Origin of the sequence: Micromonospora sp. L32 (assembly GCF_052068055.1) — a bacterium.
In the GTDB taxonomy this organism is placed as follows: domain Bacteria; phylum Actinomycetota; class Actinomycetes; order Mycobacteriales; family Micromonosporaceae; genus Micromonospora; species Micromonospora purpureochromogenes.
The window spans coordinates 17,997-40,297 of record NZ_JBQHDD010000004.1; the positions used below are offsets into that span (position 1 = coordinate 17,997).

At 73.6% G+C, this 22,301-nt stretch carries 19 protein-coding genes; 8 read left to right on the forward strand and 11 right to left on the reverse strand.

What is annotated here, in order from left to right:
- Positions 1–68: 68 nt before the first annotated feature.
- The gene (locus ACTMTB_RS11980; RefSeq protein WP_441145037.1) at positions 69–935 is read left to right on the forward strand and encodes a serine hydrolase; all 867 of its coding nucleotides are present in this window, start codon (positions 69–71) and stop codon (positions 933–935) included.
- 11 nt (positions 936–946) lie between these two features.
- Here ACTMTB_RS11980 and ACTMTB_RS11985 read toward each other — a convergent pair whose 3' ends face one another.
- Positions 947–1,744, reverse strand: a complete 798-nt coding sequence (locus ACTMTB_RS11985; RefSeq protein WP_441145039.1) for a tyrosine-protein phosphatase — start codon at positions 1,742–1,744, stop codon at positions 947–949.
- A gap of 44 nt (positions 1,745–1,788) precedes the next feature.
- Between ACTMTB_RS11985 and ACTMTB_RS11990 the strand changes: the two genes are divergently transcribed.
- The gene (locus ACTMTB_RS11990; RefSeq protein ID WP_441145041.1) at positions 1,789–2,886 is read left to right on the forward strand and encodes a mandelate racemase/muconate lactonizing enzyme family protein; all 1,098 of its coding nucleotides are present in this window, start codon (positions 1,789–1,791) and stop codon (positions 2,884–2,886) included.
- Between the two features lie 57 nt (positions 2,887–2,943).
- Positions 2,944–3,858 (forward strand): C40 family peptidase, encoded by a 915-nt coding sequence (locus ACTMTB_RS11995; RefSeq protein ID WP_441145043.1) that lies wholly within the window; start codon positions 2,944–2,946, stop codon positions 3,856–3,858.
- Positions 3,859–3,920: 62 nt separating this feature from the next.
- Here ACTMTB_RS11995 and ACTMTB_RS12000 read toward each other — a convergent pair whose 3' ends face one another.
- From ACTMTB_RS12000 to pnuC, 3 genes are all read right to left on the reverse strand, one after another.
- Positions 3,921–4,919 (reverse strand): TerC family protein, encoded by a 999-nt coding sequence (locus ACTMTB_RS12000; RefSeq protein WP_441145045.1) that lies wholly within the window; start codon positions 4,917–4,919, stop codon positions 3,921–3,923.
- Positions 4,920–5,288: 369 nt separating this feature from the next.
- Positions 5,289–6,365: an AAA family ATPase gene (locus ACTMTB_RS12005; protein ID WP_441145047.1), complete on the reverse strand. Its 1,077-nt coding sequence runs from the start codon at positions 6,363–6,365 to the stop codon at positions 5,289–5,291.
- Positions 6,362–7,015 carry a nicotinamide riboside transporter PnuC gene (pnuC, locus tag ACTMTB_RS12010; RefSeq protein ID WP_441145049.1) on the reverse strand — a complete coding sequence of 218 codons (654 nt, stop codon included), beginning with the start codon at positions 7,013–7,015 and terminating at the stop codon, positions 6,362–6,364. The genes ACTMTB_RS12005 and pnuC overlap by 4 nt, the downstream gene beginning before the upstream one ends.
- Before the next feature lie 269 nt (positions 7,016–7,284).
- Between pnuC and ACTMTB_RS12015 the strand changes: the two genes are divergently transcribed.
- Complete coding sequence (locus ACTMTB_RS12015) at positions 7,285–7,578, forward strand: antibiotic biosynthesis monooxygenase family protein (RefSeq protein ID WP_441145051.1); 294 nt, start codon at positions 7,285–7,287, stop codon at positions 7,576–7,578.
- Between the two features lie 186 nt (positions 7,579–7,764).
- On the opposite strand, the gene ACTMTB_RS12020 is transcribed toward ACTMTB_RS12015, so the two are convergent.
- The 4 genes from ACTMTB_RS12020 to uvrB all read right to left on the reverse strand — a co-directional run bounded on the left by ACTMTB_RS12020 (position 7,765) and on the right by uvrB (position 12,176).
- The gene (locus ACTMTB_RS12020; RefSeq protein WP_441145052.1) at positions 7,765–8,688 is read right to left on the reverse strand and encodes a helix-turn-helix domain-containing protein; all 924 of its coding nucleotides are present in this window, start codon (positions 8,686–8,688) and stop codon (positions 7,765–7,767) included.
- 125 nt (positions 8,689–8,813) lie between these two features.
- The gene (locus ACTMTB_RS12025; RefSeq protein WP_441145054.1) at positions 8,814–9,182 is read right to left on the reverse strand and encodes a VOC family protein; all 369 of its coding nucleotides are present in this window, start codon (positions 9,180–9,182) and stop codon (positions 8,814–8,816) included.
- A gap of 24 nt (positions 9,183–9,206) precedes the next feature.
- On the reverse strand, positions 9,207–10,055 hold the full coding sequence (locus ACTMTB_RS12030; RefSeq protein WP_441145056.1) for a helix-turn-helix domain-containing protein: 849 nt from the start codon (positions 10,053–10,055) through the stop codon (positions 9,207–9,209).
- Positions 10,056–10,067: 12 nt separating this feature from the next.
- The gene (uvrB, locus tag ACTMTB_RS12035) at positions 10,068–12,176 is read right to left on the reverse strand and encodes an excinuclease ABC subunit UvrB (RefSeq protein WP_441145058.1); all 2,109 of its coding nucleotides are present in this window, start codon (positions 12,174–12,176) and stop codon (positions 10,068–10,070) included.
- A gap of 318 nt (positions 12,177–12,494) precedes the next feature.
- On the opposite strand from uvrB, the gene ACTMTB_RS12040 reads away from it, so the two are divergent.
- Positions 12,495–14,171 carry a hypothetical protein gene (locus tag ACTMTB_RS12040; RefSeq protein ID WP_441145060.1) on the forward strand — a complete coding sequence of 559 codons (1,677 nt, stop codon included), beginning with the start codon at positions 12,495–12,497 and terminating at the stop codon, positions 14,169–14,171.
- Positions 14,172–14,175: 4 nt separating this feature from the next.
- Here the strand turns inward: ACTMTB_RS12040 and coaE are convergent, their stop codons facing one another.
- Positions 14,176–15,357: a dephospho-CoA kinase gene (gene coaE, locus ACTMTB_RS12045; protein WP_441145062.1), complete on the reverse strand. Its 1,182-nt coding sequence runs from the start codon at positions 15,355–15,357 to the stop codon at positions 14,176–14,178.
- Between the two features lie 587 nt (positions 15,358–15,944).
- Positions 15,945–17,435, reverse strand: coding sequence for a 30S ribosomal protein S1 (gene rpsA / locus ACTMTB_RS12050; RefSeq protein ID WP_088961211.1), 1,491 nt, complete (start codon positions 17,433–17,435; stop codon positions 15,945–15,947).
- 427 nt (positions 17,436–17,862) lie between these two features.
- Between rpsA and ACTMTB_RS12055 the strand changes: the two genes are divergently transcribed.
- Genes ACTMTB_RS12055 through ACTMTB_RS12065 form a run of 3 tightly spaced genes read left to right on the forward strand, consistent with a single transcriptional unit; the run spans position 17,863 to position 19,367 of the window.
- A complete protein-coding gene (locus ACTMTB_RS12055; RefSeq protein WP_280840791.1) occupies positions 17,863–18,666 on the forward strand; it encodes a class I SAM-dependent methyltransferase in 804 nt (267 codons plus the stop codon).
- A gap of 58 nt (positions 18,667–18,724) precedes the next feature.
- A complete protein-coding gene (locus tag ACTMTB_RS12060) occupies positions 18,725–18,946 on the forward strand; it encodes a DUF2945 domain-containing protein (protein ID WP_441145065.1) in 222 nt (73 codons plus the stop codon).
- Positions 18,933–19,367 carry a DUF3140 domain-containing protein gene (locus ACTMTB_RS12065; protein ID WP_179805808.1) on the forward strand — a complete coding sequence of 145 codons (435 nt, stop codon included), beginning with the start codon at positions 18,933–18,935 and terminating at the stop codon, positions 19,365–19,367. Before ACTMTB_RS12060 ends, ACTMTB_RS12065 begins: the two co-directional genes overlap by 14 nt.
- Before the next feature lie 145 nt (positions 19,368–19,512).
- On the opposite strand, the gene polA is transcribed toward ACTMTB_RS12065, so the two are convergent.
- Positions 19,513–22,212, reverse strand: coding sequence for a DNA polymerase I (gene polA / locus ACTMTB_RS12070; protein WP_441145067.1), 2,700 nt, complete (start codon positions 22,210–22,212; stop codon positions 19,513–19,515).
- Positions 22,213–22,301 lie beyond the last annotated feature (89 nt).

The following is a 22,301-nucleotide window of genomic DNA, read 5'->3' on the forward strand; positions in this document are numbered from 1 at the left end:
GGCACGGTAGGTGCCCGGGCCGGGGTCGCGCTGTCCCGCGCCGGGGATGATCGGCTACGGTCACCGGCATGACCTGGGATGATCTCGACGCGCGGCTGGAGCGGGTGCCCGGCACCGTCTCGGCGTACGTGGGGCGGCTGGGCGCGGAGCCGACCTGGACCCGCCGGCCCGACGCCACCCACTACGCGGCCAGCACGATGAAGGTCGCGGTGCTGCTCGCGCTGCACCGGGCCGCCGAGGCGGGCGAGCTGGACCTGGACGCGCCGATCCCGGTGGTCAACGGGTTCGACTCGGCGCAGCCCGGGACGCCCCGCTTCGCCTGTGCCCAGCACTACGACAACGACGACGCGGTGTGGGCGCGGGTGGGCGGGAGCGCCCCGCTGCGCTGGCTCGCCGACCGGATGATCACCCGGTCCAGCAACCTGGCCACGAACATCGTGCTCGGCCGGGTGGGCCTGCCGGCGGTGGCCCGCGCCTGGGCGCTGGCCGGGGCCCGGCACAGCGTCACCGGCCGGGGCATCGAGGACTTCGCCGCCCGGGACGCGGGCATCACCAACCTGGTCACCGCCGCCGACCTCGCGGCGCTGCTCGGCGGGCTGGTCACCGGGGCCGCCCGCCCGGGGCCGCTGGCCTCCCCGGCCGCCTGCGCGGCGATGATGGACGTGCTGCTGGCCCAGGAACACCGCGAGGACCTGGCCGCCGGCCTGCCCGAGGGGACCCGGATCGCGCACAAGAACGGCTGGGTACGCGGCGTCCGGCACGGCGCTGGCGTGGTCCTGCCGGACGACGCCCCGCCGTACGTGATCGTCGTCTGCACCACCACCGACCTCGCCGACGGCGGCGCGACCGGCGAAGAGGTCGAGGACGACGCCTGCCGGCTGATCGCGGAGGTCTCGGCGGCGGTCTGGGCGGCCCGGCACGACCTGGCCGGCTGACCCCGGGCGGGTCACTCCAGCAGGTTGTCCCGCAGCGCGTCGCGCACCTCGTCGGTGACGCCCAGCCCGTCGCGCAGGTACGCGTCGAACGAGCCGTGCACCCGGCGCACCTCCTCGTAGGCGGCGTCCAGGTACTCCGGGCGCACCTCCAGCACCGGGCGCACCGTCTCCGGGTCCAGCGCCGGTTGCCGCCCCACCATCGCCTCCAGCAGCACCTCGCGCAGGCTCACGGTCAGCTCGTTGTGGCACAGGTAGTCGGCGCGGATCGCCGCGGGGTCCACGTCCAACGCGGTGAGCAGCAGCACCGCCAGCCAGCCGGTGCGGTCCTTGCCGGCCGAGCAGTGGAACAGCAGCGGCAGGTTGTCCGCGTCCGCCGCCAGCCGCAGCGCCGTGCCGAACCCCGCCCGGGCCGCCTCCCCAGTGACGAACCAGCGGTAGATCGCCGCCATCGCCGCCGGGGTGCCCTCCCGGGCCAGCTCGTCGTACGCCTCCAGGTCGTGGCCGAGCAGCAGCGCCGAGACGTACGTGAAGACCGGGTGCGCCGGGTCGAGGACCGGCAGGTGCACCACCCGGGGCTCCCCCACCAGCCGGTCCGCCGGGGCGACCACCATCTCGGAGGCGTCCCGCAGGTCCACCACGCAGGCCGGGGCGAGCTTGCCCAGCACCGGCAGGTCGGCGTCGGTCAGCCGGCCCAGCGCCGGGGTGCGGATCAGCCTCCCGGCGCGCACCCGGCGCCCGTCGGCGGTGGGCAGTCCGCCCAGATCACGCGCGTTCGGCGCACCCACCAGCTCCCAGTCCCGCCTGCCCATTCGGCCTCCCCCTGCGCTGCCCGTCTCCGTATAGGGTGCCGCACATGACGATCGCCGCGGTACGCACCCACCGGCTTTCCGCGCCCCTGCACACCCCGTTCGTCACCGCGCTGCGCCGCACCACCACCGTGGACACCCTGGTGGTCGAGGTGATCGACTCCGACGGGCGGTCCGGCTTCGGCGAGGCGCCCCAGGTCTGGAAGGTGACCGGCGCCTCGGTCGCCGGCGCCGAGGCCTGCGTACGCGACATGCTGGCCCCCGCGGTCGCCGGCCGGGACGCCGACGACCTGGTGGCCCGCTGCGCCGAGGTGCGCACGGCGGTGACCGGGAACGAGTCGGCCAAGGCGGCGCTCGACGTCGCGCTGCACGACCTGGCGGCCCGGCGGCTCGGCGTACCCCTGGTGCGGCTGCTCGGCGGCACGACGCTGCGCGTCCCGACGGACGTCACGCTGGCCGCCGGCGACGCGGTGGAGCTGGCGGCGGCGGCCAAGCAGCGCCGCGCCGAGGGCTTCGACGTGCTCAAGCTCAAGGTCGGCACGGACGCGGCGACCGACCTGGACCGGGTCCGCGCGGTGCGGGCGGCGGTCGGCCCCGGGATGCGGATCCGGCTGGACGCCAACCAGGGCTGGACCCCGCGCGAGGCGGTGCGGGTGATCCGGGGCATCGTCGACGCCGGGCTCGACGTCGAGCTGGTCGAGCAGCCCGTGTCCCGGTGGGACCTGGACGGCCTGGCCTGGGTCAGCGACCGGGTGGAGGTGCCGATCCTGGCCGACGAGTCGGTCTTCGGCGTCCGCGACCTGGTCGAGGTGATCCGCCGTCGGGCCGCCGACATGGTCAACGTCAAGCTGGCCAAGTGCGGCGGCCTGCACACCGCCCGCACCCTGCTCGACCTGGCCCGCGCCCACGACATGGGCACCATCGTCGGTTCCATGATGGAGAGCGCGGTCGGCATCGGGGCGGCCGCCAGCCTGGTCGCCGCCTACCGCACCACCGCCGTGTCGGACCTGGACGCCGCCTGGTGGCTGGCCTGGTCGCCGGTGCGGGGCGGGGTCCGGTACGACGGCGCCACCGTCGTGCTGCCGGACGCGCCCGGGCTGGGCATCACCTCCGTCACTGAAGCAAAAGTGCAGGCCCGCAGTTGATGATCGTTGGTTTCTTTCATAGGGTCGGATAGGCGCCCGCCCGAACCGGAGGTCGACGTGAAGCTGCAACCGGGCCGCGAGGCCGTCGTCCGGGTCGCCGTCGCGACGCTCTGGGCCACCCCCGAGGCGGTACGCCCCGTCGACCGCCCCGCCCTCGCCCCACGCACCGACATCCCGGCCTGGGTCGCCGGGATGGACACCGACCAGCGGGTCGGCGAGTGCGTGCTGAGCCAGCTGCTGCTCGGCGAGCGGGTGCTGATCACCGAGCTGCGCCCGGACGGCTGGGCCCGCGTGGTCGCCGTCGAGCAGCCCGCGGCGGAACTCGACCCGCGCGGCTACCCCGGCTGGCTGCCCACCGCCCAGCTGGCCCCCGCCGACCCGAACACCCACGCCGGTGAGCCGCTGGTGGTCGACGCCGGCGTCACCGCCCTGCACGCCGCGCCGGACGGCCCGGTGGTCGTGCCCGGCGTCGTCCTCGGCACCCGACTGACCCCGGCCGGCGGCCCGGTCGACGGGTGGCGTCCGGTGCACGCCCCCGGCCACCCGGGGCCGCTGTGGATCTCCGAGGCGGACGTGGTCCCGCTGCCCACCGGCCGGCCGGAGCCCGGCGAGGTGCTGGCCGTCGCGGAGCGCCTGCGCGACGTGGTCTACATCTGGGGCGGGGTCTCCAGCCACGGCATCGACTGCTCCGGCCTGGTGCACCTGGCCTGGCGCCGGTTCGGGGTGACCCTGCCCCGCGACGCCGACGACCAGGCCGAGGCCACCGCGCCGGTGCCGCTGGGCGAGGAGCATCCCGGCGACCTGTACTTCTTCGCCCGCCCCGGGCGCCCGATCCACCACGTCGGCATCGTCACCGCCGAGCCCGGCGGCGACCGCCGGATGCTGCACGCCTGCTACCGGCAACGGCGGGTGCTGGAGGAGCAGCTCCCCGCCGACCGGGCCGCCACCCTGGTCGCCGTCCGCCGGGTCTGACCCGTACGCGAGAGGGGCACCCCGGCGAACGGGTGCCCCTCTTCTGTGTACGCGGGTGCGGCTCAGCGCCGGGCGTCGGCCAGCTCGCGGCGCCGGTCCCGGGACGACTTGATCAGGCTGGCGGCGGTGGCCACGGCGAGGGTGCCGAGGATGACCGTCAGGGAGAGCCAGATCGGGATGTGCGGCGCCCACCCGACATGCTCCCCGCCGTTGATGAACGGCAGGTTGTTCTCGGCCAGGGCCTCCAGCACCAGCTTGACGCCGATGAAGCCGAGCACCACCGCCAGGCCGTAGCTGAGGTAGATCAGCCGGTCCAGCAGGCCGCCGAGGAGGAAGTAGAGCTGCCGCAGCCCCATCAGCGCGAAGACGTTCGCGGTGAAGACCAGGTACGGCTCCTGGGTGATGCCGAAGATCGCCGGGATCGAGTCCAACGCGAAGATCAGGTCGGTGGTGCCGATGGCGATCATCACGATCAGCATCGGGGTGAACAGTCGCCGGCCGGCCTGGTGCGTGGTCAGCTTCGCGCCGTCGTAGTCCTTGGAGATCGGCAACGCCTTGCGGCTCCACCGGATCAGCATGTTCTCGCTGAACTCGTCCTCGTCCGGCTCGCCCTGCCGGGCGAGGTTCACCGCGGTGTAGATCAGGAACGCGCCGAAGATGTAGAAGACCCAGGAGAACTGGGAGATCAGCGCCGCGCCGGCGGCGATGAACCCACCCCGCATCACCAGGGCCAGCACGATGCCGACGAGCAGCACTTTCTGCTGGTACGGCCGGGGCACCCCGAACCGGGCCATGATGATCACGAAGACGAAGAGGTTGTCCACCGAGAGGCTGTACTCGGTGAGCCAGCCGGTGTAGAACTGGCCGGCCGCGCTCGCCCCTGAGGTGAGCCAGAGCCCGGCGCCGAAAATCAGGGCCAGGGCCACGTAGAAGCCGACCCAGAGGCTCGACTCGCGGACACTGGGTTCGTGCGGTCGTCGACCGACGATGAGAAGGTCGACGAGCAGGACCGCCGTCATCGCGACGAGGGTCCCGGCCCACACCACTCCGGACACGTTCAATGCATTCCTCCGGCAGACACGCGACGTCGGGCACACCGTAACGCCGGTTGGCGGCGAGACGAGCGGCGACGCGGACTCTGGTGACTGTCGGAGGTCTCTTCCGTCAGCGACCCGCGGGCGGGGCGATGACCGACGGCGCCGGGTCGGGCCGCCGGGTTCGGCGGTCGACCGTGCTGACGACTCCGTCGCGGGGGAATACTCCCCTCCTCGCGGGCCATTGTTCCCCATCCCGGCCGGGCACCGCATCTCCAGGTACCTGGATTGCCGGCAGTATCACCTTCCGACACGATCCGTGGCACGCTTTCTACGCCGTCCTAGGAGGCTAGGTGTCATCCTGGGGATCGGCGCCGCCTGCGGTGGATGCGCTGCTCAGCGGGGTGGCAGCAGCGGATCGGCGAGCGACCAGCCGGCGGCCAGCAGCGCGTCGCAGGCCGCCACCGCCCGGGCCAGCCGCTCCGGGTGCGGCCCGGTGAGTTCGATCACCGGCACCCCGCAGCCGGCCAGCTCGGCCCGGAACCGCTCGGTCATCCAGGCCCGCAGGTGCGCGCCGTCGCGCAGCCCGTCGTCGGTGAACGGCACCCCGACGTGGTCGGTCAGCAGGTAGAGCGCGGGCCGGCGGGCCGCCGCCCGGACCGGCTCCGACGCCGAGCCCAGGTAACGCTCCTCCCACACCGCGGTCGCCCGGGCGTCGGTGTCGCAGACCAGCAGCGGGCCGCTGGACCGGGCGGCGGCGTCCTCCGCCGCCTGCTGGGCGCGGACCACCTCGACGAAGTCGTCCCGGTCCCAGGTCACGTCGAAGACCGTCGCCGCCGGCCGCCCGGCGCGCAGCCGGGCCAGCTTGCGGGCGGTCAGCTCCCGGCCGTACTCCGGCACCCAGGCCGTGCCGTAGTGCGCGGCCAGGGCGGCGGCCATCGTGGTGGTGCCGGTGGACTCCGCCCCGACCACCACCACCCGCCGGACGAACCAGGCCCGCACCGCCGGGCTCAGCCGGTCCCAGTGCCCCGCCGGGTCCGCCCGCACCGCCGTGCCGGAGACCGGCACGACCCGCCGGTCCGGGTCCACGCAGACCGCCGTGGCGTCGAACCGCCGGGCCAGTTCCCCGCCGTACGCCTCCGAGGAGAACACCGCGTCCACCGGGCGCCCGCCGAGCGCGGCCCGGAAGACCGCGCAGTGCGCGTCCCAGGCCGCCGGGTCGGCGTAGTCCACCGGGTGGTCGTCGTAGCGGCCGACGAACCGGACCCAGGGGGTGTGCGCGTGCGCCTCGCGCAGCCAGTCCAGCCGCAGCGCGAGCGGGATGGACTCCCGGCGCGACGGCGCGACCACCACGGTCACCGCCGCGCAGCGGCCGGCGGCGGCCTCGATCAGGGCATGGTGCCCGGCGTGCGGCGGGTAAAACTTGCCGACCACCATGCCGTGCCGGAACTCCGGCCGGGCCGGGCCGCTCACGCGGTCGCGGGGGCCGGGCCGGGCGGCACCAGGGTCGGAGCGCCGGCCACCCGCAGGTCGGCCCGCCAGGCCCGCAACCCGAGTACGCAGAGCGCCAGGAAGACCAGGTAGAGCGCGCCGGTGAGCCAGAGCCCCTTGTACGCGTAGAGCGGGATGTAGACCAGGTCGGCCACGATCCAGAGCCACCAGCTCTCCACCAGCTTGCGGGTCTGCCCGTAGGTGGCCAGCAGCGACAGCGCGGTGGTGAACGCGTCGGCCAGCGGCACGGTGGAGTCGGTGGCCCGGTCCAGCAGCGCCCACAGCCCGCCGGTGAGCAGCACCCCGGCGACCGCCAGCCCGGCCCACTCCCGGCCGCTCGTCCGGCTGACCGCGAGCCGGCTGCGCCGCTCGCCGCCAAAGAGCCAGTGGTACCAGCCGTAGAGGCCGAGCAGCACGTAGACGACCTGGAGGCCGGCGTCGGCGTACAGGCCGGCGGTCCAGAACAGCACCATCAGCAGCAGCACGTTGGCGATGCCCACCGGCCAGTTCACGATGTGCTGCCGGGCGACCAGCCAGACGTTGAGCACGCCGGTGGCGAAGCCGAGCAGCTCCGCCCAGGTCGTTCCGACGCCCCCGACGCTGAACGCCACCGTGGTCAACCAGTCCAGCATGATCCGCCCCTCCCCTGGCCCGAGCGATCACCCTAGGGCCTGTGTCAAAGTCCTCGGTCGAGCCGAGGCGGAGTCCAGGCGGCGATCCGGCAAGGCGGAGATCCGTCCGGATACCGGTGTTGTATCCGGACGGATCTCCAACGCGGCCGGTCGTCGTCTGGGCCCGCCGCAGGCCGGCCAGGGGCTTTGACACAGGCCCTTGGGCCGGGGCGGCCGGCGGAGAAGACCCCTCCGTCCGGTTCCACCGCCGGGCGTGCGAGGCTTCGGTCATGGTGCTTGAGGTCGCGCTCATCGACGTACTGCCCGGACACGAGGACGAGTTCGCCGCCGCCTACGCGCAGGCGGCCGGGATCATCACGGCCGTCGAGGGCTGCCGGTCGGTCCGGATGACCCGGGGCATCGAGACCCCGACCCGGTTCGTGCTGCTGGTTGAGTGGGACTCGGTCGAGGCGCACGAGCAGAACTTCCGGGGCACCGAGGCGTTCGACAAGTGGCGGGCGCTGATCGGCCCGCACTTCGCCGGCCCGCCCCGGGTCGAGCACTTCGTCGACGTCCCGGCCTGATCCGGCGGATCCACACCCGTCATTGTCGTACCCCCCGATTACCGTGCGAAGCACGCGCGGCACACCGGCCCCGACGCGTTCGGGGGTGCCGGGTCCGGTGGCCGCGCGGCGTCCTGCCGGCCTACCGCTGACCGGCCAGGTGACCGACCCGGCGGGCGGCTTCCCGCGGCACCGCCGAGCGCCCGTTCACCCGCCGGCCGGCTGACCCGCCGGCTCCCCCTCGGCACCGCCGGGGCGCGCGCCGTTGGCGACCTCGCCGGCCCGGTCGCGCAGCAGCGCGGCGGTCTCCTCCGCGCTCAACGCCACCGCCGACAGCCACCCGGTCATCCGCTCGTAGCGGGCGACGTCGGCGTCGGTCACCAGCCGCACGTCGTTGGTGAGCGTCTCCAGCATCACGGTGCGCGGGTCGGCCGGGTCGGGGAAGGAGTAGCAGGAGTAGGCGGTCAGCGCGTGCACCGCCCCGGGCGGGGCGGCCGTGCGGGGCACCACCCGGATCGTCACGTTCGGCAGGTCGGCCAGGGCGAGCAGGTGCGCCAACTGCTCCTGCCAGATCTCGACCGGGACGCCGGCCGGGTCGCAGACCCGTTCGTCCAGCAGGCCGGTGTAGTGCGGCGGGTCGGGGCGGCGCAGCACCTCCTGGCGGGCCAGCCGCGCCCGCACGTCGGCCTCCACGTCCACGTCGGGGTGCAGCAGCCGGCCGGCGAGGACCCGCAGGCGGGCGTACCCGGGGGCCTGGAGCAGACCGGGTACGACGGCTGGCTGGTACTCCACGATGGCCGCCGCCCCCGCCTCCAGTTCGGCGTACGTGCGCTGCCGCTCGTGCATCTCGCCGAGCGCCTTCCACCACCCACGGCTGGTCGCGGCATCCCGGGCGATGACGATCAGCGCCTCCCGCTGCGGCGACGGCACCTGGTAGACGTCCAGCAGGTCGAGCACGTCGGCGAGGTCGGGCCGGCTCTGCCCCAGCTCGATGCGGGACAGCTTCGACGTGGAGGCCCAGCCCAGCAGCCCACACACCTGTTCCAGGGTGAGCGCCTCCCGTCTGCGCAGCTGGCGCAACTCGGCGCCGAGGCGCGCACGGCGAATGACAGGACTCGATGACAACGGCATCCCGGCCTCCCCACGACGGAGGGTACGCAGGACCGTCACCCAGGGCAATACCTTGCTTGCGCACCGCAACCGCCCGGCGACCCCCGTCGGGTGCGCCCCCCGCGCCGCCGGGCGGAGCGCACCGGTCAGGGCCGGTACGTGCCGAACGACCAGACGTTGCCGGCGAGGTCACGGGCGGTGTAGTCGCGGGAGCCGTAGTCGGTGTCGAACGGCTCCCGGACGATCTCCGCGCCGGCCGCCCCCGCCCGGCCGTGATGGGCGTCGACGTCGTCGACCGCCACGTAGACGACGTAGTCGTCGTCGGCCGGCCGGACCCGCAGACCGCTCCCGGTGGCCAGCATGATCAGATCGCCGCCGTAGCCGAGTTGGGCGTGCGCGACGGACCCGTCGGGCGCGTCGTGCACCTCGTGGACCTGGAAGTCGAACGCCGCGCAGAGCCAGTCGATCGCGGCGCGGGCGTCGGGATACCGGAAGACCGGGTAGATGGTTCGCATGGCCCGAGTCTGCCGCCGGCCCGGTCAGCCGGGATTGGACGAAAGCGATCCGGAGCGCGCCAGCGTGGCCGGCGTCGTACCGGCGAACTCGCGGAAGTCCCGAATCAGGTGGGACTGGTCGTAGTAGCCGCAGCGGGCGGCCACCTCCGCCCAGCCGCCCGGACCCACGGGGGCATCGGCGCCCGGCCGGGGGACGAGGTCGCGGGCCAGCGTGGCGTACGCCCGCTGGAAGCGCAGCAGCCGGGCGGTCGCCTTCGGCGTCAGCCCCAGCTCCGCGCGGAACCGGACGGCGAGGTGCCGGCTGCTCCAGCCCAGCTCGTCGGCGAGGTCACCGACGCCGATCCGGCCGCCGGTGCCGGCGAGCCGGCGCCACGCCCGGCCCAGCGTCGGATCGAGCGGGGCGGAGCCGGCCAGCCGCGCGCCGAGCGCCGCGTCGAGCAGGGCGAACCGGCGCGGCCAGTCCGGCGCGTCGGCCAGCCGGCAGCGCAGCCTGTCCAGCCACGGGTCCGGCAGGTCGCCGACCGGCACCGCCCGGTTGGCCAGCTCGCCCAGCGGCAGGCCGAGAACCCGGCGGGCCGCCGGTGGGGTGAGCACCAGCTGCACGCCGAGCCCCACACCCAGGGTCGAGGTGGTGCAGTGGCCGTCGAAGGGCCCGGCGACGAACGAGTCCACCCCGTACGCCCCGCGCCCGGCCGCCCGCGGGTCGACCACGTCGAGCGGGGCGCCCCAGCCCAGCACCAGCACCACGAAGGCGCCGGCCACCTCGCGGCGGACCAGCGGCAGCGGGGCGGGCTCGCGGTAGCCGAGGTACCGGTCGACGAACGGGCGCAGGCGGGGGTCGGGCAGACCGACGAGGACCTCGATCCCGCCCATCCCCCACTCCCTCTACTTCACGCCTGCGGCGTCCATCCCGCGCAGTTCCTTCTTGAGGTCGGCGACCTCGTCCCGGATCCGGGCGGCCAGCTCGAACTGCAGCTCCCGGGCGGCGGCCAGCATCTGGTCGTTGAGCTCCTGGATGAGCTGCGCCAGATCGGCGCGGGCCATCCCCTCCCGGGACGGGCCGGCCGCGCCGGCCCGACTGCGGCTGCGGGTCTCCTTGACCGGGGCCTTGCCCCGGGAGAGCTGGCGCACCGCCCCGCCGACCCGGCTGTTCTCGGTGTCCTCCGCCTCGCGGTAGATGTCGTCGAGGATGTCGTGGATCTTCTTGCGCAGCGGCTCCGGGCTGATGCCGTTCGCCTCGTTGTGCGCGATCTGCTTGGCCCGGCGCCGGTCGGTCTCGTCGATCGCGGCCGCCATCGACGGAGTGATCTTGTCGGCGTACATGTGCACCTGGCCGGAGACGTTACGGGCGGCACGGCCGATGGTCTGGATGAGCGACCGGCCGCTGCGCAGGAAGCCCTCCTTGTCGGCGTCGAGGATCGCGACCAGGGACACCTCGGGCAGGTCGAGGCCCTCCCGGAGCAGGTTGATGCCGACCAGCACGTCGTACTCGCCCTTGCGCAGCTCGCGCAGCAGCTCGACCCGGCGCAGCGTGTCGACCTCGGAGTGCAGGTACCGCACCCGGATGCCGTTCTCCAGCAGGTAGTCGGAGAGATCCTCGGCCATCTTCTTGGTCAGCGTGGTGACCAGCACCCGCTCGTCGCGCTCGGTACGCAGCTTGATCTCGTGCATCAGGTCGTCGATCTGGCCCTTGGTGGGCTTGATCACGACCTCCGGGTCGATCAGCCCGGTCGGGCGGATCACCTGTTCGACGAATTCGCCCTGCGCCTGCTCCAGCTCCCACGGGCCGGGGGTGGCGGAGAGGTAGACCATCTGGCCGACCCGCTCCAGGAACTCGTCGAAGCGCAGCGGCCGGTTGTCGGCGGCGCTGGGCAGCCGGAAGCCGTGGTCGATCAGCATCCGCTTGCGGGACGCGTCGCCCTCGTACATGCCGCCGATCTGCGGGATGGTCACGTGCGACTCGTCGATCACCGTGAGGAAGTCGTCGGGGAAGTAGTCGAGCAGGCAGTGCGGCGGGCTGCCGGGCAGCCGCCCGTCCATGTGCATGGAGTAGTTCTCGATGCCGGAGCAGAAGCCGACCTGGCGCATCATCTCGATGTCGTAGGTGGTGCGCATCCGCAGCCGCTGCGCCTCCAGCAGCTTGCCCTGCCGCTCCAGCTCGGCCAGCCGCTCGCCCAGCTCGGTCTCGATGTCGCGGATCGCCCGCTCCATCCGCTCCGGGCCGGCGGCGTAGTGGGTGGCCGGGAAGATGACCAGCTGGTCGACCTCGCGGACCACGTCGCCGGTGAGCGGGTTGAGGTAGTAGAGCTTCTCCACCTCGTCACCGAACAGCTCGATCCGGACCGCCAGCTCCTCGTACGCCGGGATGATCTCCAGGGTGTCGCCGCGGACGCGGAAGGTGCCCCGCTGGAAGGCCATGTCGTTGCGGGTGTACTGGATGTCGACCAGGCGACGCAGCAGCTGGTCCCGGTCGAGCTCCTGCCCCACCGCGACCCGGACGGCACGGTCCAGGTATTCCTCCGGCGTGCCCAGGCCGTAGATGGCGGAGACCGTGGCGACCACGATCACGTCCCGGCGGGTGAGCAGCGACATGGTGGCCGAGTGGCGCAACCGCTCGACCTCCTCGTTGATCGAGGAGTCCTTCTCGATGTAGGTGTCGGTCTGCGGGATGTACGCCTCGGGCTGGTAGTAGTCGTAGTAGGAGACGAAGTACTCCACCGCGTTGTGCGGGAGCAGCTCGCTGAACTCCTTGGCCAGCTGGGCGCAGAGCGTCTTGTTGGGCGCGAGCACCAGGGTGGGGCGTTGCAGCCGCTCGACGAGCCACGCCGTGGTGGCGCTCTTGCCGGTGCCGGTCGCGCCGAGCAGCACCGTGTTGCGGTCGCCGCGCCGGACCCGACGCTCAAGATCGTCGATGGCAGCCGGCTGGTCGCCGGCCGGCTGGAACTCGCTGACGACCTGGAAGCGGCCGTCGAGCCGGGGAATGTCGAGCGCCATGACACCAACCGTACGCCGAGGGTCCGACACTCCGTCGCGACTACGGGCGGTCCGTGATCGGCTTCAATATTCCCATTGTGGGCCACATCCCACCGCGCTAGCCTGAACACCGTAGGCCGCTCGCGGCGGCCGACCGGGCAGGCGGCCGGGCCCTCACGGGGCTCCCGCCCCCGGCACAGGAGGGTCGCAGCACCCGGACATCGCCGGCGTGCGCACCCGACGTGGTCGCGCCCATGGCGCAGACCGGCCGCCGCGAGCGCCCCTGCCTCGGCACCGTCTTCCTCGTCACCCACGCCGCCGCCGGGCGTTCAACCACTCGTGGAGACCTCCCCCGACCGGCCGCCGCCCCCGTCCACCCCGACGGGTCCGCCCCCCGACATCCCGGTCGCCGCGCGGCCGCCCACCCGTACCCCCGTCGGCAACGGCGGACGCGGCTCGGCCGGCCACGGCGCCGGACGCCGACGGCCGGGCCGGCGCCGGCGCGAGGCCGCCCGGCACGCGCGGCGCACCCCGCCGGTCCTGGCCGCCGTCGCCGGCTCCCCGGAGGAGCCCGCCCGCCGGCGCACCACCCTGGTCGCCCTCGGCGTGGTCGCCGCCGCCTCGGCCGCGGCGCTGGTCGCCGGCCTGCTGAGCTGGGCGCCCGCCCCCGGGGAGCCGGCCCGGGCGCTGACCGCGGCCGAGGCCGAGCGGCTGGCCGCGACCCGGGTCACCAACCTCCGCGACGTGCGCGCCGGGGTCCGGGTGACGGTCGGCACCGGCGCCGCCCGCACCGACCTGGTCGGCTGGATCGACTGGGCGCGGCCGCTGGCCTACCTCGACGTGGGCGGTCCGGGCGCGGGCGCCGACCGGGGACTGGTGCAGGCGACGCCCTCGGTCGTCGTGCTGCGCCCCGACCCCGCCGCAGTCCCCACGCCGGCATCCCCTCCGCTGGTACCGCCGACGGACCGCTGGCGACTGCGCGACCTGCCCGCCGGCCGGCCACTCGCCGGGGCGCTCGACGTGCTCTTCGGGCTCAGCGCGGACCGGGCGGAACCGGCCGACCCACTGCGCCACGGCGCGGGGCGCTGGGTGGGACGGGAGACCCTCGCCGGCGAGCCGGTGGACGTCCTCCAGGCCCCGCTGCCCAGACCCACCGCCGCCGCCGACCCGACCGCCCGTCCACCCGCCCCGCCGGCGGCAAGCGACGGCGACCCCCGCTGGTGGGTCGACGGCGACTCCCGGCTGCACCGGTGGGAGGGCCGGCTGCCCGGCGGACAGCCGGCCGCCGTCGAGCTGGAACGCAACGACCGGCCCACCATCTGGCCGGTCGACGCGCTGGGCGGCCGACCCGGGCTGCCCCGCGCGCTCACCGACACCGAGGCCGAAAGGCTGGCCCGGCTGCCCGCCCAACTGCGAGCCCAGCCCGGTGCCGCGGTCAGCGTCGCCGTCCCGCTCGGCACCGCCGCCAACCTGCGCGGCTCGGGATGGTTGAGCTGGTCCGGCGGCGTGGCGTACCTGTCGGTGGCCGAGCTGGACACCCTCGGCCGGCGCACCCTGCTGCGGCGCGACCGGGGCGGCTTCGCCCGCGCGGAGGTGCCGGTCGAGCCGGGCGCCGGCGCCACCGGGGCCGCCAACGGCCCGCCGCTGCCACCACCGGCCGAGGCCGGCTGGCGGACCGGCGCCCGCCCGTTGGACGACCTCGACCTGCTGGTCGACGCGGCGCTGCGGGCGGACACCGCGCCCGCCCGGCCCACGGCCGCCGTGCGGCTGCGCACCGACCGGGTCGCCGGCCGGGTGGTGGACGTGGTCGAGCTGCGCGTGCAGGGCCTGCGGCTGCGTTACTGGCTGGACCGCACCGGCCTGCCCCGCCGGCTGGAGCTGCGCACCCGGGCGGGCGCCTGGGCCCAGCTCGACCTCACCCCGGCGCCGGTGCCGGCCGGGATCGTGCCGCCCCGGCCCGGACCGCCCGCCGCGGAGGCGCCGGCGACGCGGGCCGGCACGGCAGGCCGCCGCTGACCGGTCAGGGCCGCCACCCGGTCTGCGCGGCCCACTCCTCGGCCCGCAGGTGCTCCTCGTCGAACCACGGGTCCTTGGCCGTCGCGTACGCGCCGCTGTCCGGGGCCGAGGCCGCCAACTCCCGCTTCAGCAGCAGGTAGGCGGCCCGCTGGTCCGGGTCGGCGCGCAGGTGGTCCCGCATCAGCAGGGCGTACCGCCAGCCGGGCGAGTCGGCCACCCGCAGGTGCAGATAGGCCGGGCGCCCCGGGTCGGCGCTGCCGTGGAACCGCTTGGCCCACCGCCCGCTGCCGGCCGGGCGTGGGCTGTCCCACCAGTCGCCGGGCAGCCGCGGGAAGCCGGCCCGGGCGAGCCGCTCGGCGAGCGGCCCGTCCGCCTCGTCTAGCGACGACACGGTCACCTGGATGTCGATCACGTCCTTGGCGGCCAGGCCGGGCACGGCGGTCGAGCCGATGTGGTCCACCCGCAGGTCCGCCGGGGCGACGGCGTGCCGGATCCGGGCGGCCAGCCGGGCGTACTGCTGGGGCCAGGTCGGGTCCGGCTCGGTCAGCACGACCCGCTCCGGGCGGGCCACCCGGCCCGCCCGGACGTTGCGCTCGTAGGGCAGCAACCGGTCCCGCCAGAGGGCGTCCACGGCGGCGCGCAGCTCCTCGAGGGTGCCGTCGTTGCTGAGCACCACGTCCGCCGCCGCGCGCCGGCGAGCGTCGTCGGCCTGCGCGGCGATCCGCCGCTCCGCCTCCGCGCGGGGCATCCCCCGGTCGCGTTCCAGTCGCTCCAGCCGGGTCGCGACGGCCGTCTGCACCACGACCACCAGGTGGTACGTCGGCGCGAGCCCCACCTCGACCAGCAGCGGCACGTCGTTGACCACCACCGCGTCCGAGGGCGCGGCGGCGGCCAGTTCGGCGGTACGCGCCCGCACCCGGGGATGGGTGATCGCCTCCAGCCGCCGGCGGGCCACCTCGTCGCCGAAGACCACCGCGCCCAGCGCCGCCCGGTCCAGCGCGCCGCCGGCGTCGAGCACCCGGTCGCCGAAGGCGGCGACGATCTCCGCCAGCCCCGGGGAGCCAGGGGCGACCACCTCACGGGCGATCCGGTCGGCGTCGATGACCACCGCACCCCGCTCGGCCAGCCGGGCCGACACGGCGCTCTTGCCGGAGCCGATCCCTCCGGTCAGTCCCACCATCAGCACCGGACCAGTCAACCGGATCGCCACCCCCACCACAAAACCGCGTGGGCGGGGGCGGCGATGTCCGCCGTTTGCGGCGTGTGGCGGTGTCCGGGACTCGGGAAACCACCACACGCCGCAAACGGAGTGGATCAAGTCGCCCTGGCGGCAGCCCCGACCCAGAGCAGCGACGGCGTCTGCGGCAGCAGCCGCTTGGCGGGGCGTCGACGGCGCCGGTCCGCGTGGGGTGGCGGTGGCGTCGCGGATTGCGGCGTGTGGCGGTGTTCAGGGCCCGGGACACCGCAACACGCCGCAAACGGAGTCGATCAAGCCGCCTCTGGCGGCAACAGCCGGCCACGGCGTGGCCGGAGCGGCTGAGCTTCGCCGCGCACAGCGATGCGCACAGCCAGGCGCGCGGCCAGGCGCGCGGCCAGGCGGGGTCAGGCGTGGCTCCCGCGTGAGCGGCGAGGGAGGACTGTCCGGAGACGCGCGAGGGCCCCGCCCCCGCGACCCGGTGATTACCGGATCGCGGGAACGGGGCCCGTCGTCGTCACTGACGGCTCCAGGTCGCTGCGCGGCGTCAGCCGCGCCGAGCTGGAGTTGTCACAGGATCACTTGCCGCCGGCGAGCTTCTCCCGCAGAGCGGCGAGCGCCTCGTCGGTGGCCAGGGTGCCGGCCGGCTCCTCGGCCTGACGGCTCGGGGCCGTGGTGGTCGTGGTGGTGGTGCCACCGGTGACGGCCGGAGCCGGGTTGGCAGCGGCCTCGGCGTCGGCCGCGCGAGAGGTCTGCACCTGCTTGGTGTGGGCCTCCCAACGCTGACGCGCCTCGGCGTACTGGTTCTCCCAGGTCTCGCGCTGCTTGTCGTACCCCTCGAGCCACTCGCCCGTCTCCGGGTCGAAGCCCTCCGGGTAGATGTAGTTGCCCTCGGCGTCGTACGTCGCGGCCATGCCGTAGAGGGTCGGGTCGAAGTGCTCCTCGCCCTCGACGAAGCCCTCGTTGGCCTGCTTGAGCGACAGCGAGATGCGGCGGCGCTCCAGGTCGATGTCGATGACCTTGACCATGACCTCGGAGCCGACCTGCACGACCTGCTCCGGGATCTCCACGTGGCGCTCGGCCAGCTCGGAGATGTGGACCAGGCCCTCGATGCCGTCGTCCACCCGGACGAAGGCGCCGAACGGCACCAGCTTGGTGACCTTACCCGGCACGATCTGCTGGATCGCGTGGGTGCGGGCGAACTGCCGCCACGGGTCCTCCTGGGTCGCCTTCAGCGACAGCGAGACCCGCTCGCGGTCCAGGTCGACGTCCAGGACCTCGACCTCGACCTCCTGGCCCACCTCGACGACCTCGGACGGGTGGTCGATGTGCTTCCAGGACAGCTCGGAGACGTGCACCAGGCCGTCCACGCCGCCCAGGTCGACGAACGCGCCGAAGTTGACGATCGAAGAGACGACGCCCTTGCGGACCTGGCCCTTCTGCAGCTTGTTGAGGAACTCGGTGCGCACCTCGGACTGCGTCTGCTCCAGCCAGGCACGGCGGGACAGGACCACGTTGTTGCGGTTCTTGTCCAGCTCGATGATCTTGGCCTCGAGCTCGCGGCCGACGTACGGCTGCAGGTCGCGCACCCGCCGCATCTCGACCAGGGAGGCGGGCAGGAAGCCGCGCAGCCCGATGTCGAGGATGAGACCACCCTTGACCACCTCGATGACCGAACCGCGGACGACGCCGTCCTCGTCCTTGATCTTCTCGATCGTGCCCCAGGCCCGCTCGTACTGCGCCCGCTTCTTGGAGAGGATCAGACGACCCTCCTTGTCCTCCTTCTGGAGGACCAGGGCCTCGATGTGGTCACCGACCGAGACGACCTCGGCGGGGTCCACGTCGTGCTTGATCGACAACTCCCGAGAGGGAATGACGCCCTCGGTCTTGTAGCCGATGTCGAGCAGGACCTCGTCCCGATCGACCTTGACGACGGTGCCTTCGACAATGTCGCCGTCGTTGAAGTACTTGATGGTCTCGTCGATCGCGGCGAGGAAAGCCTCCTCGGAACCGAGATCGTCGTGGGTGACCCGGGTGGCGCTCGAGGGGGCCTCGATGCTGCTCGTCATGTGGGCGGTTGCTCCGGTCGGATGGGTTGTCACAGCAGGCGTGGTGTCGCGGTGACCATTTCGCGCCAGCGGATCCGCCATCGGGCACACCGAACGATCGCCAAGTGAAGATCATTAGTGGCTCCGGTGACCGCGCACCTGCTCCCTGCCGAGGCACACGATCCGCGAGCGCATCGTCTAGCCTACCCGCTGCATTACCACAGCGTGCAAGGCCTCCCGTGTCCTCGCGACCTCGTCAGCTGCGAAAGCGGAGATTTCGGTGGAAAAGCGTCTCGACTGTCTCTTGCGTCACAGCCGTCCCACCACGCAGAGAAGGTAGCGCACCGCGGCGACGCCCGCAGACCGCCCTCGCCTTCGTGCCGATCGCGGCCGTATCCGCCGGCCGGTCGCCGTCGGCGTCGACCGGGCCAGGGCCTAGCGTGAGCGGGTGGACGACGACAGGGTGACCCGACGGCGGGTCGGCGACGCGGAGACCCGCCGGGCCAACCGGGGCTGGTGGGACACCGACGCCGACGACTACCAGGCCGAGCACGGCGCCTTCCTCGGCGACACGGACTTCGTCTGGTGCCCGGAGGGCCTGCGCGAGGCCGACGCCCGGCTCCTCGGTGACGTCGCCGGACGCCGGGTGCTGGAGGTGGGCTGCGGCGCCGCGGCCTGCGCCCGCTGGCTGGCCACCCAGGGCGCCCGGCCGGTCGCCTTCGACCTCTCCGCCGGCATGTTGCGGCACGCCGCGCAGGCGGCCGACCGCACCGGGGTACGGGTACCGCTGGTGCAGGCCGACGCGTTGGCGCTGCCCTTCGCCGACGGGGCGTTCGACATCGCCTGCACCGCCTTCGGCGCGATCCCCTTCGTCGACGACTCGGCCGCGCTGATGGCCGAGGTGCACCGGGTGCTGCGCCCGGGCGGCCGGTGGGTGTTCTCGGTGACCCACCCGATGCGGTGGATCTTCCTGGACGACCCGGGCGAGGGGGGCCTGACCGCCGTGCACTCGTACTTCGACCGCTCCCCCTACGTCGAGCAGGACGACTCGGGCGTGGCCACCTACGTCGAGCAGCACCGCACCCTCGGCGACCGGATCCGCGAGCTGGTCGGTGCCGGGTTCCGGCTGCGGGATCTGGTGGAGCCGGAGTGGCCGGCGGGGCACGAGGGGATCTGGGGGCAGTGGAGCCCGCTGCGCGGGCGGCTCTTTCCCGGCACCGCCATCTTCGTCACCGACAAGCCCGCCGGCTGACCACGCCGCAGGCCAGGTGGCGTCGTTTCGGGGCATCGACGGCGGGTACCCGCCCGGCATGGCCGAGCAGAGGGAATTCCGCGAGGGTGACCACGTCTCCTGGGCCAGTCACAGCGGCCGGGCGTACGGCGTGGTCAAGGAGAAGCTGATCGATCGGACGCACGTACGCGGGCACGCCGTCAACGCGACGGAGGACCATCCGCAGTACCGGATCCGCAACGACGACTCGGGACGCGACGTGGCCCACCGACCGGAGGCGTTGCGTCATGAGCAGAGGTGACGACGGCCGGGATACGTACCAGGAGTTCGCCGAGGCGGTGAACATGAAGCCCGGCGAGATCTCCTCCTGGCTGGAGACCGACGAGTCGAAGCAGGTCGGCTGGCACAAGGGCGGCCGCTCCGGAGGCGGCGAGTCGGTGGGGCACGAATCCGGCCGGAAGATCATCGACCTGTTGCGGCGCAAGCGCGGCGACCTGTCCGAGGGCGACTACAAGCACATGCGGAAGGTGGTCGGCTACGTCCGCCGGCACATGGCCCAGCGCCCCTCCGGCGACGTGCGCGACACCAAGTGGCGCTGGTCCCTGATGAACTGGGGCCACGACCCCCTCAAGGGCCCGCTTCCGCCCCCGGGTGGCCCGTCCCGACGGGCCCTCGAGCGGCACGGCACCCCGCCCAAGGAGCGCCGGGGACCCGGACGCTGACCCACCACTCAGATCACAGCGCCGAACAGCACCGACCACAGAAACCCCGTCGGGTTCCGGGGGGAGCCCGCCCCGCGCAGGGATCAAGCCTGACCGCCCGGAGCGGGGTGGGCTCCCCCCGGAACCCCCAACCGCAACAAGAGCGTCAGTGGTCGGCGCTGTTCCAGTCCCGCCCCTCGCCGACCGACACCTCCAGCGGCACCGACAGCGGGTACGCCGCACCCATCTCCCGGCGCACCAGCGCCTCCAGGGTCTCCCGCTCGCCGGGCGCCACCTCGAAGACCAGCTCGTCGTGCACCTGGAGCAGCATCCGCGAGCGCAGCCCGGCGTCGCGCAGCGCGGTGTCGACGCGCAGCATGGCGACCTTGATGATGTCGGCCGCGGAGCCCTGGATCGGGGCGTTGAGCGCCATCCGCTCGGCCATGTCCCGGCGCTGCCGGTTGTCGCTGACCAGGTCGGGGAGGTAACGCCGGCGACCGAGGATGGTGGAGGTGTAGCCGTCCTGCCGGGCCCGGGCCACCACCTCGTGCAGGTAGTCCCGGACCCTGCCGAACCCGGCGAAGTAGTTCTCCATCAGCCCGCGCGCCTCGTCGGCGCTGATCCCGAGCTGCTGGGAGAGACCGAACGCGCTCAGCCCGTACGCCAGGCCGTAGTTCATGGCCTTGATCTTGCGGCGCTGGTCGGGGGTGACCTCACCGACCGGCACGCCGAAGACCGACGAGGCGGTGGCGGCGTGGAAGTCGTGGCCGGAGTTGAACGCCTCGATCAACGCGTCGTCCGACGACAGGTGCGCCATGATCCGCATCTCGATCTGGCTGTAGTCGGCGGTGAGCAGGCACTCGTAGCCCTCCCCCACCACGAAGGCCCGGCGGATCCGCCGCCCCTCCTCGGTGCGGATGGGGATGTTCTGCAGGTTGGGTTCGGTGGACGAGAGCCGACCGGTCGCCGCCACCGTCTGGTTGAAGGTGGTGTGGATCCGCCCGTCGTCGGAGACGGACTTGAGCAGGCCGTCCACGGTCGACTTGAGCTTGGCGACGTCCCGGTGGCGCAGCAGGTGCTCCAGCACCGGGTGCGGGTTCTGCGCGTAGAGCCACTGCAGGGCGTCGGCGTCCGTGGTGTAGCCGGTCTTGATCTTCTTGGTCTTGGGCAGGCCCAGCTCGCCGAAGAGGATCTCCTGCAACTGCTTGGGCGAGCCGAGGTTGAACTCCCGGCCCACCGCCTCGTACGCGCCCTGCGCCGCGGCCTTCACCTCGGCGGCGAAGTGCGCCTCCAGTTCCGACAGGTACTGCGTGTCGGCGGCGATGCCAATCCGTTCCATGCCGGCGAGCACCCGCATCAGCGGCAGCTCCACCCCGGCCATCAGCCGGTTGGGCTGCTCACCGTCGCGGGAGAGCTCCGCGTCGATCGCGTCGGCCAGGTCGAGGGTGGCCCGGGCCTGGAGCATGAGGTTCTGCTCGACGACGCCCTCGTCGCCCAGCCCGTCGAGGGTGAGCTGGCCGGTCTCCGGGGCGTCGACCCGCAGCTCGCGGTGCAGGTAGCGCAGGGCCAGGTCGGTCAGGTCGTAGGAACGCTGGTCGGGGCGGGCCAGGTAGGCGGCGATCTGGGTGTCCCGGGCGATGCCCTCCAGCGACCAGCCGTGCGCGGCCAGCGCCAGCACCGCCGGCTTGCTGTCGTGCAGCACCTTGGGGCGCTGCGGGTCGGCCAGCCAGCCGGCCAGCGCCGACTCGTCGCCCGGCTCCAGCCCGGCCGGGTCGAACCAGGCCGCCGCGCCGCCGGCGGTGGCGAGCGCCATGCCGGTGACCGAGGCGGTGTGCCGGCGGTTCGGGCCGGTGTCGAGCTTGACCGCCAGCCCCACCGGGGTGCCGGCCGGGGCGTGCGTGGCCAGCCAGCCGGCCAGCGCGCCCGGCTCGGTCAGCACCGCGCCGGCCAGGTCGAACCCGGCCTCGGCCTCCGGCTCGACGGCCTCCAGGTACTGGTAGAGGCGGTCGCGCAGGATGCGGAACTGGAGGGTGTCGAAGACCTGGTGCACGGCCTCCCGGTCCCAGCCGGTCCAGCGGGCGTCCTCGGGGCGCAGCGGCAGGTCGAGGTCGGAGACCAGGCAGTTGATCTCGTAGTTGCGGATCACCCGGGACAGCTGGGCGCGCAGGTTGTCGCCGGCCTTGCCCTTGATCGCGTCGGCGCTGGCCACCACCCCGTCCACGCCGCCGTACAGGTTGATCCACTTGGCGGCGGTCTTCGGGCCGACGCCGTCGACGCCGGAGAGGTTGTCGCTGTCCTCGCCGACCAGCGCGGCCAGGTCGCGGTAGCGCTCGGGGCCGACGCCGTACTTCGCCTCGACGGCGGCCGGGTCCATCCGGGCCAGGTCGGAGACGCCCTTGCGCGGGTAGAGCAGGGTGACCCGCTCGCCGACGAGCTGGAGGGCGTCCCGGTCGCCGCTGCTGATCAGCACCTCCATGCCCTGGTCGCGGGCCTGGCAGGCGAGGGTGGCGATGACGTCGTCGGCCTCGAAGCCCTCCTTCTCCACCACCGGGACGCGCAGCGCGTCGAGGACCTCCTTGATCAGGCTGACCTGGCCCTTGAAGTCGGTCGGGGTCTCCTTGCGGCCGGCCTTGTACTCGGCGTACTTCTCGGTGCGGAAGGAGCGGCGGGAGACGTCGAAGGCGACGACGATGTGCGTCGGCTGCTCGTCGCGGAGCACGTTGATCAGCATCGAGGTGAAGCCGTAGACCGCGTTGGTCGGCTGCCCGGTCGTGGTGGAGAAGTTCTCCACCGGCAGGGCGTGGAAGGCCCGGTATGCCATCGAGTGTCCGTCGACGAGGAGCAGGCGCGGGGTCGTAGCTGTCACGGCAGCGACTCTAGTCGCAACGCCCGACATCTCCGGGCGGCGGCACCGCGCTCGTAGGAGGGAAACCGACACGCGGGCAGACGCCGGAC